This window comes from Pseudomonas sp. P1_A1 (genome assembly GCF_056406935.1).
Genome location: NZ_JBFTZE010000006.1, coordinates 86743 through 101403, shown reverse-complemented (window position 1 = coordinate 101403; position 14661 = coordinate 86743). Strand labels below are relative to the sequence as shown.

16 protein-coding genes and 1 pseudogene are annotated in these 14661 nt (G+C 57.4%); 5 read left to right on the top strand and 12 right to left on the bottom strand.

The window, feature by feature from the left end:
• Positions 1-188 precede the first annotated feature (188 nt).
• Positions 189-1298 (bottom strand): bifunctional 3,4-dihydroxy-2-butanone-4-phosphate synthase/GTP cyclohydrolase II, encoded by a 1110-nt coding sequence (gene ribBA / locus AC1D2Q_RS10985; RefSeq protein WP_477813206.1) that lies wholly within the window; start codon positions 1296-1298, stop codon positions 189-191.
• 71 nt (positions 1299-1369) lie between these two features.
• On the opposite strand from ribBA, the gene AC1D2Q_RS10980 reads away from it, so the two are divergent.
• Positions 1370-1663: a DUF1330 domain-containing protein gene (locus tag AC1D2Q_RS10980; RefSeq protein ID WP_095129268.1), complete on the top strand. Its 294-nt coding sequence runs from the start codon at positions 1370-1372 to the stop codon at positions 1661-1663.
• A 6-nt stretch (positions 1664-1669) separates the two neighbouring features.
• On the opposite strand, the gene AC1D2Q_RS10975 is transcribed toward AC1D2Q_RS10980, so the two are convergent.
• The 10 genes and pseudogenes from AC1D2Q_RS10975 to AC1D2Q_RS10930 form a co-directional block, all read right to left on the bottom strand.
• On the bottom strand, positions 1670-2233 hold the full coding sequence (locus tag AC1D2Q_RS10975) for an NUDIX hydrolase (protein ID WP_019690464.1): 564 nt from the start codon (positions 2231-2233) through the stop codon (positions 1670-1672).
• A 2-nt stretch (positions 2234-2235) separates the two neighbouring features.
• Positions 2236-2988 carry a GntR family transcriptional regulator gene (locus AC1D2Q_RS10970; RefSeq protein ID WP_046049782.1) on the bottom strand — a complete coding sequence of 251 codons (753 nt, stop codon included), beginning with the start codon at positions 2986-2988 and terminating at the stop codon, positions 2236-2238.
• A gap of 86 nt (positions 2989-3074) precedes the next feature.
• Positions 3075-3464, bottom strand: coding sequence for a carboxymuconolactone decarboxylase family protein (locus AC1D2Q_RS10965; RefSeq protein WP_104447626.1), 390 nt, complete (start codon positions 3462-3464; stop codon positions 3075-3077).
• Positions 3461-4936: an NAD-dependent succinate-semialdehyde dehydrogenase gene (locus AC1D2Q_RS10960; protein WP_477813205.1), complete on the bottom strand. Its 1476-nt coding sequence runs from the start codon at positions 4934-4936 to the stop codon at positions 3461-3463. The genes AC1D2Q_RS10965 and AC1D2Q_RS10960 overlap by 4 nt, the downstream gene beginning before the upstream one ends.
• A gap of 69 nt (positions 4937-5005) precedes the next feature.
• Complete coding sequence (locus AC1D2Q_RS10955; protein ID WP_095129273.1) at positions 5006-5491, bottom strand: flavin reductase family protein; 486 nt, start codon at positions 5489-5491, stop codon at positions 5006-5008.
• A gap of 12 nt (positions 5492-5503) precedes the next feature.
• Positions 5504-6985 carry an aldehyde dehydrogenase gene (locus AC1D2Q_RS10950; RefSeq protein ID WP_033057762.1) on the bottom strand — a complete coding sequence of 494 codons (1482 nt, stop codon included), beginning with the start codon at positions 6983-6985 and terminating at the stop codon, positions 5504-5506.
• Positions 6982-7815 carry an alpha/beta fold hydrolase gene (locus AC1D2Q_RS10945; protein WP_477813204.1) on the bottom strand — a complete coding sequence of 278 codons (834 nt, stop codon included), beginning with the start codon at positions 7813-7815 and terminating at the stop codon, positions 6982-6984. Before AC1D2Q_RS10945 ends, AC1D2Q_RS10950 begins: the two co-directional genes overlap by 4 nt.
• Before the next feature lie 43 nt (positions 7816-7858).
• Positions 7859-8449 (bottom strand): amino acid synthesis family protein, encoded by a 591-nt coding sequence (locus AC1D2Q_RS10940; RefSeq protein ID WP_223431485.1) that lies wholly within the window; start codon positions 8447-8449, stop codon positions 7859-7861.
• Positions 8450-8655: 206 nt separating this feature from the next.
• A pseudogene (locus tag AC1D2Q_RS10935) lies at positions 8656-9445 on the bottom strand (site-specific integrase); the annotation flags it as partial.
• Positions 9446-9543: 98 nt separating this feature from the next.
• Positions 9544-10146 (bottom strand): helix-turn-helix domain-containing protein, encoded by a 603-nt coding sequence (locus AC1D2Q_RS10930; protein WP_477813203.1) that lies wholly within the window; start codon positions 10144-10146, stop codon positions 9544-9546.
• 161 nt (positions 10147-10307) lie between these two features.
• Here AC1D2Q_RS10930 and AC1D2Q_RS10925 point away from each other — a divergent pair, with 161 nt between their 5' ends.
• Entirely contained in the window at positions 10308-11030 is a 723-nt protein-coding gene (locus AC1D2Q_RS10925) for a B3/B4 domain-containing protein (RefSeq protein WP_095129277.1), read from the top strand.
• Positions 11031-11927, top strand: a complete 897-nt coding sequence (locus AC1D2Q_RS10920; RefSeq protein WP_477813202.1) for a dihydrodipicolinate synthase family protein — start codon at positions 11031-11033, stop codon at positions 11925-11927. It begins immediately after the preceding gene.
• 66 nt (positions 11928-11993) lie between these two features.
• On the opposite strand, the gene AC1D2Q_RS10915 is transcribed toward AC1D2Q_RS10920, so the two are convergent.
• Positions 11994-12476 (bottom strand): DinB family protein, encoded by a 483-nt coding sequence (locus tag AC1D2Q_RS10915; RefSeq protein WP_477813201.1) that lies wholly within the window; start codon positions 12474-12476, stop codon positions 11994-11996.
• Between the two features lie 241 nt (positions 12477-12717).
• Here AC1D2Q_RS10915 and thrC point away from each other — a divergent pair, with 241 nt between their 5' ends.
• Positions 12718-14118, top strand: coding sequence for a threonine synthase (gene thrC / locus AC1D2Q_RS10910; protein ID WP_095129380.1), 1401 nt, complete (start codon positions 12718-12720; stop codon positions 14116-14118).
• A 14-nt stretch (positions 14119-14132) separates the two neighbouring features.
• Positions 14133-14570 (top strand): Lrp/AsnC family transcriptional regulator, encoded by a 438-nt coding sequence (locus AC1D2Q_RS10905; protein WP_477813200.1) that lies wholly within the window; start codon positions 14133-14135, stop codon positions 14568-14570.
• The last annotated feature ends 91 nt before the right edge of the window (positions 14571-14661 follow it).

The window sequence follows — 14661 nt, the reverse complement described above, 5'->3', positions numbered from 1 at the left end:
CAAGGGCTGTTATTGGTGCTTTCCCTAACGGGTGCACTTGGCTACATTGTCCGGTCTATGGAATATCATATTATGGTATTCCAAACTTTGTGCAAGCACTTTGCCGTACCGGCTATCAGCCAAAAGCGGTTTTTTGGCCGTCAGGTCACCCAATAGTGACCTGACGGGTAAAAGGGCCATCCCCGGACTCATTCGGTGAACGGGATGCTCTCGACCACTTCCAGGTCGTAACCGGTCAAGCCTGCGTATTTCAGTGGCGGGCCGAGATGACGCAACTTGCCCACGCCGAGATCCTGCAGAATCTGCGCCCCTGTCCCTACTTCAGAATAGATGCGCGATTGCGAGCGGCTGAACTGTCGTGGCGGTTGAGTGAGTTGTGGAACGCGTTCCAGCAGCGCTTGCGACGACTCATGATTGGCCAGCACGACCACCACGCCGCGACCTTCTTCAGCCACCCGTTGCAGCGCGGCCCACAACGTCCAGTTGGACGGGCCGCTGTACTGCGCACCGACCAGATCGCGCAGCGGATCGATCACATGCACCCGCACCAGGGTGGGTTCTTCTCGACGAATGTCACCCATGACCATCGCCATGTGCACGCCACCTTCGATGCGGTCCTCAAAGGTGATCAGGCGGAAAGTCCCATGCACCGTCGGCAATTCGCGTTCACCGATGCGCACCACGGTGTGTTCGGTGCTGAGCCGGTAGTGGATCAGATCGGCGATGGTGCCGATCTTGATCCCGTGTTTACGGGCGAACACTTCAAGATCCGGGCGGCGGGCCATGGTGCCGTCGTCGTTCATCACTTCGACGATTACCGAGGCGGGGGTGAAGCCGGCCAGGCGAGCGAGGTCGCAACCGGCTTCGGTGTGGCCGGCACGGGTCAGCACGCCGCCTTCCTTGGCGCGTAGCGGGAAGATATGGCCGGGCTGCACAATGTCCGTGGGACCTGCATCGGCAGCGACGGCGGCGGCAACGGTACACGCCCGATCGGCGGCGGAAATACCGGTGGTCACGCCCACGGCGGCCTCGATGGACACGGTGAACGCGGTGCTGAACACACTGCCATTGCTCGGCACCATCTGCTCCAGACCCAGGCGCTGGCAGTGCTCGTCGGTCAGGGTCAGGCAAATCAATCCGCGTGCTTCACGAGCCATGAAGCTGATGGCATCGGCGGTGCAACGGTCGGCGGCGATCAGCAGGTCGCCTTCGTTTTCCCGATCCTCGTCATCGACCAGCAGCACCATCTTGCCTTGCCGGTAATCTTCGATGATTTCTTCGATGCTGTTGAAGGCCATGCTGGAACTCTCAGTGTTTGGTGGGTATATTTATTGGTATACCATAATACAAAATAAACCAAGAGGTCACTATGAAGGCGTACTGGATTGCTCACGTGGATGTCACCGACCCCGATCAATACAGCCAATACACCCAGCGCGCCCCGGCGGCGTTCGCTTTATATGGCGGGCGGATGCTGGCCCGGGGCGGACGCAGCGAAGCGATGGAAGGTCGGCCGACACCGCAACGCAGCGTGGTCATCGAGTTCGATTCTTACGAGCAGGCGCTGGCCTGTTACCACAGCGAGCAATATCAGGAGGCGAAACGTCACCGCAAGGGCGTGGCCCGGGCCGAGGTGATCATTGTCGAGGGGGTGGCACCTTAGGAGATGTCAGCGGATGAAGTGAATCTTGCCGGTATCGTCGTTGCCGATGTAGATGCCGTAGACCCCGGCCTGGCGTTCCTCGATATAGCGTTCGAGGATCTGCCGGATTGCCGGGTAATAGATGCTGTCCCAGGGAATGTCCTCGGGCGCGAAGAATTTGTAGTCCAGGGTTTCCGGGCCGTATTGGCCGGTGATTTCCAGCGCGATGGCGCGGAAAATGATGTACACCTCGCTGATCTTCGGCACGCTGAAGATCGAGTAGGGCGAAAGAATTTCCGCGCGCACGCCGCTCTCTTCCCAGACTTCGCGCAGCGCTGCTTGTTCGGTGGTCTCGCCGCCTTCCATGAAGCCGGCCGGCAGCGTCCAGGTGCCCGGACGCGGCGGGATCGCGCGCTGACACAACAAATACTTGCCGTCCTGCTCGATGATGCAGCCGGCAATGATTTTCGGATTGACGTAATGGATGTAGCCGCAGCCGCGACACATCAGGCGCTCGTGCGTATCGCCCGGCGGCAGCTGAGACCTGAGGTCATTGCCGCCGCACTTTGGACAAAAGCTCGGGCTGAACATGGTTAGCGACCTATGCGCGGTTCTTTAAGCGCGATCGGCAGGGTGATCTCAGGAATTTTCCCGGTCTCTTCCTGTTTGCGCTTGAGGTAATCGAGGGCGACGGTTGCGGCGGCGCGCACGTGGTCGACGCAAGCCTGGTGGGCGGCGAGGGGGTCGCCACTCTTGATCGCCTCGACCATGCGTTCCATTTCCTGATTGCTCGCACCGCGACGGTTTTCCTGGGACACCGACGTCGCCCGCAAGTAACTGATCCGTGCCTGCAACTGGCGCAGCTGAGTGGCCGCCACATGGTTGCCGGAGCCTTCGAGCAGCACATCGTAGAAGCCCTGAACCGAATCGATGACCTGTTGCAGCTCGCCGTCCTTGAGGGCCTTGCGGTTTTCCTCGAGGGCTTTTTCCAGGGCCTTGATGTCCTTGGCCTTGGCGCGCAGGGTGAACAGCTGGACGATCAGGCCTTCGAGCACGCAACGCAGCTCGTAGATATCCCCGGCGTCAGAGAGGGTAATGATGGCGACCCGTGGGCCCTTGGCGTCGGCGAATTCCACCAGGCCTTCGGATTCCAGGTGACGCAAGGCTTCGCGTACGGACGTGCGGCTGACGCCCAGGCGATCGCACAGATCGCGCTCGACCAGACGGTCTCCCGGCAGGAGCTGGAAGTTCATGATGGCGCTTCGCAGTTTATCCAGCACGATTTCGCGCAGGGTAACGGGGTTGCGATTGACCTTGAAGCTGTCGTCGAGTGGCAGGCGTTTCATGGGGTCCGCTCTGGGTGTGGCTGTCCATGCAAAAAGAGCACTTCGATCCAGGATCATCGTGCTCAGGTCATCAAAACAGCCAAGGGTTAACTGGAGGCCTCGGCATCAGCTTCGGCGAAGGCTTCACGGGCGAGCCGGAAACTGTCTACGGCAGCGGGAACACCGCAATAAATACCGACCTGAAGCAGAATTTCGCGTATTTGTTCACGACTCAGCCCGTTACGCAAGGCGCCGCGTACATGCAGCTTGAGTTCGTGCGGCCGATTGAGGGCCGAAATCATCGCCAAGTTTATCATGCTGCGCTCTTTAAGCGACAAACCCTCACGGCCCCAGACGTGGCCCCAGCAGTACTCGGTGACCATTTCCTGCAGCGGCCGAGTGAAGTCGTCGGCGTTCTCGATGGAGCGTTTCACGTAGGCTTCGCCCAACACCTGGGTGCGAATTTTCAGGCCTTTTTCATATTTTTCGTTGTTCATCGCTGTGTGCTCCCAAAATCGTCCAGCCCGCCCATCAAGGTGTATTTGAGCTCCAGATAATCTTCGATGCCGTACTTGGACCCTTCACGGCCCAGCCCCGAGGATTTGATCCCGCCAAAGGGCGCGACTTCGGTAGAAATCAACCCTTCGTTGATCCCGACCATGCCGTATTCAAGCGCTTCACTCATGCGCCAGGCCCGGCCCAGATCGCGGGTGTAGCAGTAAGCTGCGAGGCCGAATTCGGTGTCGTTGGCCAAGTGCACAGCCTCAGCTTCGGTGTCGAAGCGGAACACTGCGGCCAATGGGCCGAAGGTTTCTTCTTGAGCGACTTTCATGTCACCGGTCACGTCGGCCAGCACGGTTGGCTGGAAGAAGCCGTGTCCCAGCGCATGGCGTTCGCCGCCGCAAAGCAGTCGGGCGCCTTGGGCGAGGGCGTCCTGAACGTGGTCTTCGACTTTGGCCACGGCGCGTTCGTTGATCAGCGGGCCTTGGGTGACACCTGCCTCGAAACCACTGCCAACATTCAGTTGAACCACTCGTTCGGCCAGTCGCGCAACAAAAGCTTCATGGATGCCGCTCTGCACCAGGAAGCGATTGGCACAGACACAGGTTTGCCCGGCATTGCGGAACTTGGCGATCAGCGCACCTTCTACGGCGCGCTCCAGATCAGCATCGTCGAACACGATGAAGGGCGCGTTGCCCCCCAATTCCAGCGAGACTTTTTTCAGCGTTGGCGCGCACTGCGCCATGAGCAGTTTGCCGATGGCGGTGGAGCCGGTAAACGACAGTTTGCGCACCAGCGGGCTGGCGGTCAGCTCACCGCCGATGGCCACGGCGTCGCCGGTGATCACATTGAAAATGCCCGGTGGAATGCCGGCCTGTTCCGCCAACGCGGCCATGGCCAGGGCCGAGAACGGGGTTTCCGGTGCCGGTTTGACGATGCATGGGCAACCGGCCGCCAGCGCCGGGCCGGCCTTGCGGGTGATCATCGCCGCCGGGAAATTCCACGGGGTAATGGCCGCGACCACGCCGATCGGCTCTTTGCTGACCACAATGCGCGCATCGCCTTTGTGGCTGGGAATGGTGTCGCCGTAGATGCGCTTGGCTTCTTCGGCGAACCACTCGATGAAACTCGCGGCGTAGAGAATTTCACCCTTGGCTTCGGCCAGGGGCTTGCCTTGTTCCAGGGTAAGGATTTCTGCCAGGGGATCGGCGTGCTCAAGCATCAGTGCGTGCCAGCGCTTGAGTGCCTGGCTGCGCTCTTTGGCGGTCAGTGCACGCCAGGCCGGCCAGGCTTTATTGGCGGCGGCGATGGCCTGATGTGCTTCTGCGGCGCCAAGGTTGGGCACCTGGCCGATCAGTTCGCCGGTGGCCGGGTTGAAAATGTCCTGACAGGCGCCATCGGGCGCATCCAGCCATTGGCCGTCGATGTAGGCCTGCTGGCGGAACAGTTGCAAGGCTGCTGGGCTCATGCCGGCTCCCATAATAGAAGTAAAAAAGGGCCGCACCGGGGGGGGTTAGACGCAGCCCAAATGTAGACGTCAGGCCAGGGTGGGCAGCGGGCCCAGCTTGCCTTTGTGATAAATCATCGGCGTGACCGGTTGCTCGGGCAGAATCAGGTTCTTCACCGCGCCGACGATGATCGCGTGATCGCCGCCGTCGTACTCACGCCACAGTTCGCACTCGATGATCGCCGTGGCTTTGCCCAGCAGCGGGTTGCCCAGCTCGCTGAGGTGCCAGTCGATGCCTTTGGCCTTGTCCTTGCCTTTGCCCGCAAACGCATAGGCTTCGGCAGTCTGGTCGGCCGACAGCAGATGAATCGCGAACTGCTTGCTGTCACGCAGAATCGGGTACGTATCCGAGGCATAGTTGGGGCAGAACAGCACCAGTGCCGGATCAATCGACAGCGCACTGAAGGCGCTGGCGGTGATGCCGACGATGCCGCCGTCCGGGTCCAGGGTGGTGACCACCGTGACCCCGGATGGGAACGAGCTCATGACGTCTTTGTAAATGCCGGGTTCGATCATTTCGTCAGTCTCCTAGCGCATCACGAAGGGGTCAGGCATCGGTGCCTGGGAGAGGTTGATCCACACCGTTTTCAGCTCGGTGTAGGCCAGCACCGAATCGATGCCGCTCTCGCGTCCATAGCCGCTGTTCTTGAAGCCGCCGATCGGCGCCATGGCCGATACGGCGCGGTAGGTGTTGACCCAGATGATCCCGGAGCGCACGTCCCGGGCCAGGCGATGAGCCCTGCCCAGATCACGGGTCCAGATGCCGGCGGCGAGGCCGAACTGCGAGTCGTTGGCAATCGCCAACGCTTCGGCTTCATCCTTGAAACGAATCACCGAGGCCACCGGACCGAACACTTCTTCCTGCATGATCTTCATCGAGTTGCGGTCGCATTCGAACAAGGTCGGCTCGTAGAACCAGCCATCGCCCAGGTTCTGCGGACGCTTGCCGCCCAGGCGCAGGCGCGCACCTTCGGCGATGGCATCGGCCACCAGGCCTTCGACCACGGCCAGTTGCTGCGCGGTGGCCATGGGGCCCATTTCGCTGCTGTCTTCCTGCGGGTTGCCGATGCGGATGCGTTTGGCGCGTTCGACCAAACGATCGACGAACTCATCGTAGATTTCGTCCTGCACCAACAATCGCGAGCCGGAGACGCAACTCTGACCGGAGGCCGCGTAGATCCCGGCAATCGCGCCGTTGATCGCGCTGTCGAGGTCGGCGTCGGCGAAGATAATGTTCGGTGATTTGCCGCCCAGTTCCAGCGACAACTTGGCGAAGTTCTCGGCGCTGCTGCGCACTACATGCCGTGCCGTCGCAGCGCCGCCGGTGAAGGCGATTTTGCGGATCAGCGGATGGCGGGTGAGGGCCGCGCCAGTGCTTGGGCCGTAGCCGGTGACGACGTTGACCACACCCGGCGGGATGCCGGCTTCCAGCGCCAGACGCGCTAGTTCGAGAATGGTTGCCGAAGCGTGCTCCGACGGTTTGATCACGATGGTGTTGCCCGCCGCCAGGGCCGGGGCGAGTTTGATTGCGGTCAGGTACAGCGGACTGTTCCAGGGAATGATCGCCGCGACCACGCCCATGGCTTCGTGAACGGTGTAGGCAAACAGGTCCGGCTTGTCGAGGGGCAGGGTGCCGCCTTCGAGTTTGTCGGCCAGGCCCGCGGTGTAGTGGAAGAATTCCGGCAAGTAGCTGACCTGCCCGCGGGTTTCGCGGATCAGTTTGCCGTTGTCGCGGCTTTCCAGCTGCGCCAGGTGTTCCTTGTTTTCGGCGATCAGATCGCCCAGGCGCCGCAGCAGTTTGCCGCGGGCGGTGGCGGTCAAACCGCGCCAGGCCGGGCTGTCGAAAGCCGTCTGCGCCGCTTGTACGGCGCGCTCGACGTCGGCTTCGTCGGCATCGGGCAATTCGGCCCAGGCTTGGGCCAGGGCCGGGTTCAGGCTTTCAAAGGTCTTGCCGGACAGGGCATCGACCCATTCACCGCCGATGCACATCTGGAAGCGTGCGAGTGTCATGCAACGATCCCCTTTATTTGGTTTTGTCGGGAGTGCGCGGTGTCGAGAAACTCCAGCAGCAGCTGGTTGACCAGGCGCGGTGATTCTACGGGCATCATATGCCGCTGCTCGGCGAGCACGGCAACTGTCGCGCCGGGAATGCGTGCGGCCAATTGCTCGGCCATTTCCGGTGTCGAACCCGGGTCCAGTTCACCGGTGGCGATCAGTGTCGGCACCTGAATGCTGCCCAAGTCGTCAGCGCGGTACATGTCCTGGGTCGCGAACAGTTCATAGGTGGTCAGGTAACCCTGCGGGTCATTGTCTGCCAGGGTTTGGCGCAAGGCCGCAATCTGCGCCGGATTGGCCGCCTGATATTCGCGGCTGAACCAGCGCGACAGGGCGGCTTCGGCGTTGGCATCCGGCCCGTGCTCGGCCGCTTGAGCGGTGCGGGCGATGACGCCGGCACGCTGTTCGGCACTGCGATTGAACACGCTGTTGAGCACCACCAGGCCTTGCAGGCGTTGCGGGTAATGCAAGGCAAAAGCCCGCGCCACCAGCCCGCCCATGGAAAAACCGATCACCGTCGCCTGGGGCAATTGCAGGTGATCGAGCAGCTCCAGCAACTGGTCGGCATAGCCGAGCAGGGGCGTGCCGCTTTCCGGGCGCGGGCTGGCGCCATGGCCCAGCATGTCGTAGGCAATCACGCGGTACTTCGTGGCCAGGCCAACGACCTGGCCGCCCCACATTTCTTTGTTCAGGCCCACGCCGTGGATCAAAACCACGGGCTGGCCTTGGCCGGTCGCCAGGTAACTGGTGCCAGCCGGGGTGAGTTCAGCGGTGAGCCGAATCATGGAGCGCTCCTGCATGCCTTTTTGTTGTTGTTACCGATCTTGATTACTGGGCGTTCTCGGCGGCCAGTTCTTCCAGATCGATGTAACGGTTGCCGATGCGTGGGTGCAGGCGGCCGCCATCGGCGCAACCCAGTACCACCACGATTTCGTCGGCACGCGGTGCATCTTCAATTTTCATTTCCAGGGTGATGTAGTGCGAACGCAGGCCTTCGTCGTCCTTGTGCATCATCGGAATCTGGATCGAAGTGCCCGGGCCGCCGCGCTTGTTGGTGAAGCTCAGGTAGCTCTTGGCTTTCACCGCTTCGCGGTAATGGTTACCGAAGCGCAGGGTGTGAATGACGGCGGAGGCGTGTTCGATTTCACCGTCGGCGCCCACGACAGCGGCCTTGCCATAAGCCTCGATCTTCTCGGCACCGCCGATGATGCCGACCAGTCGCTCGACCATCAGCGCACCGAGGTCGGAGCAGTTGGCGCGAATTTCCGGTTTCAGGTCTTCGACAAAGCCGCGACCCAGCCAAGGGTTTTTCATCACGACGGCCAGGCCGACCATGGTCACTGGTTTATCGGTGGCCTTGCCGCCTTCGATAAAGGTTTCTTCGACATAGCTGACGATCTTGCGGATTTCGAAACTCATGAGCTGCTCCGTGTAGGGTGAGAGTGTCTGTGCGTCTGATGGTATACCATAATACCTGAAGTACAAGTCCCTGAAATGAGTTTGTGCTCGAACAGTCGACAAATGGCCAGTCCCGCGTCTTGGTGGCAGTAAAGGCGCCTGCGGATAAATAGGCTGCGCAGGCAGGGGTGGAAGTCCACGCCTGTGGTGTTGAGGATTTAAAGGTATTACCCAGGGCAAGTTAGATTGGTGGGGCAAGGCGACAGGGACCCAGTGGAGACGGATGTTGGAAAAGTCATCATCGACTCGGTCGGCGGGTGCTCGTAGGTGGAGGGCTACACGGCACTGAGTCGATCACCCAACAGGTTCCAGGCGAGTTTCTTCTCTTCGGCATAATCGTGATGCAGGTAGTGGCGCCTCACTCAAGAACAAGCCAGTACATGGTTTTGGCAGCGATCAATGACATCCAAGCTGACTCCCAAAGCCTGCATCATGGTCGCGACCGTGCGGCGCAGGTCATGAGGCGTCCAGTCGCCGCTCTGACCGTCAGCAAGGACCAGGGTATCGTCGTGACGCCGTCGTGAGAGGGCCTTGCGGTTTTTGAATCGAGCCTGCTGATCGCCTACCTGCTTACTCCACTTTCACATCAACATGCTGATCATCCTGCTTGTTCGGAAAGCACCACCTGGAGTCTCCCGTGAGGGTCTTGAGTTCCTGAAAGAAATGCAGGGCGAAGGGTGAGAGGAAGACATGGTGGTCCTGCTTCTTGCCGCGAGTGCCTTTGACACTTTCACTGGGGAGAAACCACGTCTGCTGGTCCAGATCGGCATTTTTCCATTCGGCCTGCAGCAACTCGCCTATCCGGCACAGCGTACCCCGGCTGATCCAGAGCGCGAGTTGAGTCTCCTTCTTCAGCGGCCGAATGCCCTCGTACTTTTGACCGGCGGGGAGGGCGTTGTAGTCGGCGGTCATTTGTTGGAAGCGGTTATGCAGTTTCAACAGCTCAGGCGCCAGTACCGGTGTATGTCATCGGCAAGGACATACTGACGGCGGGCCTGCTGGCCCGTCATTGCTCAATAGGATTCTCACCAGCCCCGACGAGCTTGAGAGCTCACTTACTGGTGTATTTCAGTGACAGACATGGTGAAGACCAGCCGGGATCTACCTGCATTGGCGTAGGAGTGTGGAACATCCGTTTTTGCCACTGCGGAGCTTCCAGCAGGGATGACTAATTCGGTTTCCCCGACAATACATTTCAGTGTCCCTTTCTCCACATGGAACAATTCAAGTGTGCCCTGAGGGTGTCCTTGTGACGAAAAGGATTCACCTGGGAACATTTCCCAGCGCCACAACTCAATCATGTTGGGCCCTGTCGTTCCTGCAAGAAGCCGGGCTGTCCCACCCAGATCACCGGTCCAGAGAGTAGGGATCTCCTGACTGTCGATAATGTGGGCAGCAGGGGCGTCCGTCACATTGACGATGTCTGCAACAGAAAGCCCCAACGCTGCGGCGATTTTGCAAAGGATGCCAATGCTCGGGTTAGCCGTACATTTCTCAATTTCGACGACCATTCCTTTACTCACGCCTGAGCGACGGGATAGTTCATCTAACGTGATTTTCTGATTCTTTCGTGCCTGTTTGAGCGTGCGCGCAACTGCCAGGCTCACAGTCTGAGCATCAGCGCCAGGCGCGGTCGATATACCGGTATTTATGGTCATTGTTGATGATCATGAGAAAAAGTTGAAAGGGATTCTCGACGCTTGCCGCTAGTGTCGTCAATCTGCTCGGTAGTTAAGCCTGATCAGTCAGGTCGATATATTGACTTTTTTGGTCGCCAGTGGCTAGCATGAAACGACATGTGGATCACTGGAGATTTTTGATGCTGTCCGTACTGCCGTTAATTGACCAAACAGTTGCAGAGCTGGCACCGGGCTTCAGGGCGCTGAGCATCGTAGTGCGGGCTGCGCCCCTCACCAACCCTGGCGTTGCTCAAGCGGCCTTGGATCGCGCTTGCCTGTCAGTGTTGTCAGATGGACCCGGCTGGGGAGAAGCCCATCTGGCAGCATGGGCAGAGACCTTTCGAAAATTCGGGGCTAAGCCGCAACGTACGCCTTGCTCAGCCGAAGCGTTGCGCAAGCGGGTTTTACGTGACGGCAGCTTGCCGAGCCTGGATCCCATAGTTGATCTCTACAATGCCATCAGTATCGAGTACGCGATCCCAGTAGGCGGGGAAAACATAGACGCCTATGTGGGCTCGCCGCAGCTCGTGGTCGCAGATGGCACTGAGCCTTTTGACACCATGAAAGAAGGTGCTGCAGCTTACGAGTATCCAGACGCCGGCGAAGTGGTATGGCGTGACGATAAAGGCGTGACATGCCGTCGTTGGAATTGGCGGCAAGGTGTCAGAACACGGCTGAGTGCTGATGCAAAACACATGTGGTTCATTCTGGAAAGTTTGCCGGCGATGCCTCTCGAAGCGCTGACGGAAGCAGGTGACAAGCTTATCGAAGGCCTGCAACTGATGATGCCAGGCGTTCAGATTGAGAGCTCACTGATTGGTCCTGGAGCCAATCAGTCAATAGACGAGACCATGGAGTCATGAATGATGTTTACCGGCCTTAGTGCGTTTCCTTTGACGCCTATGAATGAGCAAGGTGTGGATGAAAATGTCTTTACTCGTCTTGTTGAGCAACTGGCAGCAGCGAATGTCGACTCCATCGGTGCACTCGGATCYACCGGTAGCTATGCGTATCTTTCTCGGGCTGAGCGCTCTCGAGTTACGCAGTTGGCAGTAGAGGCGGGGGGCAATGTGCCTGTCATGGTCAGCATTGGATCGCTACGCACGCGTGACGTGCTATTGCTGGCCGAGGAGGCACAAAAGGTGGGTGTCAGAGCCTTGTTGCTGCCACCTGTTTCCTATCAGAAGCTATCTGCGGAAGATGTCTTTTCATTGTATGAAACGGTCACGGCCAATATCTCAGTCCCGCTATGTGTCTATGACAATCCGGGTACTACCCATTTCGAATTTACTGACGAGCTGCATGGACGCATTGCCGAGCTACCCAATGTGAGTTCAATCAAAATCCCTGGCGTTCCCGAGGCACCATATCTTGCCAAGGCACGCGTGGATCGTCTTCGAGAGCTGGTTCCGAACCACGTTACGATCGGGGTGAGCGGTGATGTCTTTGCTGCTGTCGGCATGAATGCTGGCTGTGACGCCTGGTACTCCGTCATGGGAGGGCTGTTCCCCAAGACGGCGCTAGCGATTACGCGAGCGGCATTGTCTGGTGATGCCCATGAAGCCACACGCCTTTCTGAATGCTTAAAGCCACTCTGGTCGTTGTTCAGGCAATTTGGAGGTAGCTTTCGTGTCGTGGCGACTGCCGCAGAGCTTCGTGGATTTACCCAGCATCCAAGCGTGCCCCTGCCGCTCCGAACGATAAGTGGTGAAGGGCGTAAGCAAATTGCCGCGGTGATCGACGAGCTCGAACTGAACTGAACCTGGCTTCTTACATAGAAGGAGGACGCCTGCCTACCATGTTCCATGAGGCAGGCGAGCAGGTTTCTAGCGTTTCAAAAACGTTGTGAAGTGGTCCTTGTGATCCTGCAGGATCTCGCGTGGCAAGATAGTTCCAATACCCCCTCGATGTTGCAGACCATGGGAAAGCACATGCGCCAGAATTTGCTCCTTCGTCATGTTGCCTGGCTTCCCGTCCTTGAAAATAAACGCCACTGGATCAGACAACCCCATTGCGGTGACTGATTTGGTGTAGTCAACAAACCATTGATTCGCTATGGAAAATTGTTCTTCTAGCTGAGTCAGGTTCGGCGGTTGGTCAGTCACGACGGAGTCAAATTCGTCTGGGTTTCCTTGCAGTCTGGCGATGAACAGCTGATCAACAATGTTGATGTGGCTGAGCCAGTACATCGCTTTCGCCATTTCGTCTGGATAGGATTTCGCCGCCGGGGCTTTCAAGCATTTGAATAGCTCCTCCTCAGACCATGCCTTGTACTGGTAAAGCGAATGCAGAAGGTTCTTGGCACACATGGTTTTCTCCCGGATTTCTAAACTGACAGATGTCTTGTGCTATTCGATGAGGTGGCGCCAAAGGCCTCATTTCGTATGGCTGAAAAAGGACTATTGGACAAATGGAATAGTCACTATATTGACTTTTATAGTCAATGGAAGGAAGCTGGATGACAAGCGATTTAAATCGTCGCATTGGATTTCAGCAGAGCACCGCCAGAGAGGCGGCTGGCTCAAAGATTGCGGGAGGGTGTCTCAGATTATGAAATACGTCAGCACGCGGACCCCTGGCAAAACATTCGAGTTCAGTGACGTGCTCATGGGCGCGTATGCACCAGATGGAGGGTTGTTCGTCCCTCTCAAGGTTCCTCGCTTCAAAAAGGAGGATCTCTCCAGGCTGGAATGGCTTCCTTTCCATGAACTGGCACGCCATGTGATTGAGCCGTTTATGGGTAGCTGGATCCCTCAAGATCAACTGTCTCAGATTCTTGAGGAGACGTTTGACTGCTTTAAAAGCAAAGCGGTTGCACCGCTTTACCAAACGGCGAGTAATGAGTGGATATTGGAATTGTTTCACGGGCCAGCAGGCGTCTATCAGGACTTTGGTCTCCAATTGATGGCTCGCCTGGTTGAGCACGGTTTACTGAAATCTGGAAAGAAAGCGCTTGTTGTAGGTTGCACCGGTGGAGACACAGGCGCTGCTGCTATAAAAGCTTTCTCTGGTATGCAAGGTGTAACCGTAATTGTGCTGCATCCCTCCAGCGGAATAACGGAAGAGCATAGACGCCGCTTATTGAGTACGGGTGAAAAAAACATAGTTAATGTTGCTGTCGAAGGGGATTACTCTGATTGCCATCGCCTCTGCGAACAGTTCTTCAAGCACAATAACGAAACGCAGCAGCTGATATCGTTCAATTCCGTGAATTGGGTTCGAGTACTTGCGCATCTTTCCTTCTATTTTTATTCAGCGCTTCAACTAGGGGCGCCTAACAGGGAAGTTGCCTTCAGCGTACCTACCGGTAATTTTGGTGCGCTGTATGCGGGCTACATTGCCAGGGAAATGGGGTTGCCGATCCGGCAATTGATTGTGGCCACCAATGCCAATGCGGGGTTGCATAACTTTCTCCAAACTAATCTCTACAGTCGTAATGAAATTCGCATTACCAATACCCCTAGTATGAACGTTTCACTGGCCTCGAATTTTGAACGTTTGCAATGGAGCATTCTTAACCGGCGCGGAGAAAAAGTAGCCCGAAATATGGAGTTATTAGAGGGCGAGGGTTCGATTCAGTTAGAGCAAGATGAATGGTTGGAGGCGCGTAAACTTTTCGACTCTCTGTCCGTGGAAGATTCGGATGCTTTCAGGAGCATTCATGAGGTGTTTGCGCAGAGTGGTTATCTGGTCAGTCCCAACACCGCAATTGGCCTGCGAGCTGCTCGTGCCAGCAGGCGCAGCTTGTTAATTCCGATGATCTGTCTGGCGACAACACACCCATCGAAGAGTGCCGTAGTGACTGATGAATCAGACGCGCTGGGTGTCATCAAAGGGATCGGTGCTCCTCCTAGACCCGATTATGGATGCGTTTCAATTCCTAACGATGTTGGCGCATTTAAGCAGCTCATTCGGACGTTGTCCACAGACACGGAGTCTCGCTCGTTATAAGTTTGGAGTTAGAGATGAAACGTGTTTTAGATAAAGTTGATGAGAAGATATTGGAAGAGCTCACGCGTAACGCGCGGCTTGCTCATAATGATATTGCAATGAAAGTTAACTTGTCCCGGAATGCGGTCAGGCTACGGATTGAAAGATTGGAGCGCGATGGATACGTCAGGGGCTATACGATCATTAAAGGTATGCCCTCCACGGATGCCGGGCCCATCAACGCGTTAATCTTCGTTTATCGTAAAGACAGGATGCGCGATGCTGAAGTTGTCCGTTCTGTTGTTGCAATGCCTGAAGTCATTTCATGCAATGTAATGAGTGGCGATCTTGATATTGTATTGACGGTCGAGGCTATGAGTTCAGATCGTATCCATAGGGTCTGGAGTGAAATCTCAGCGCTGCCAGGGGTTCTAAATACTGTGACCTCTTTCGTTTTATCCTGCGCCAAGTAGCGTTGACAAAGCAAAGTGCGCCGTTGCACGAGCATTTTGCTCGCAATAACGTTCTGTTTGCCATATTCGTGAAAGCACGTTGACGAATTAC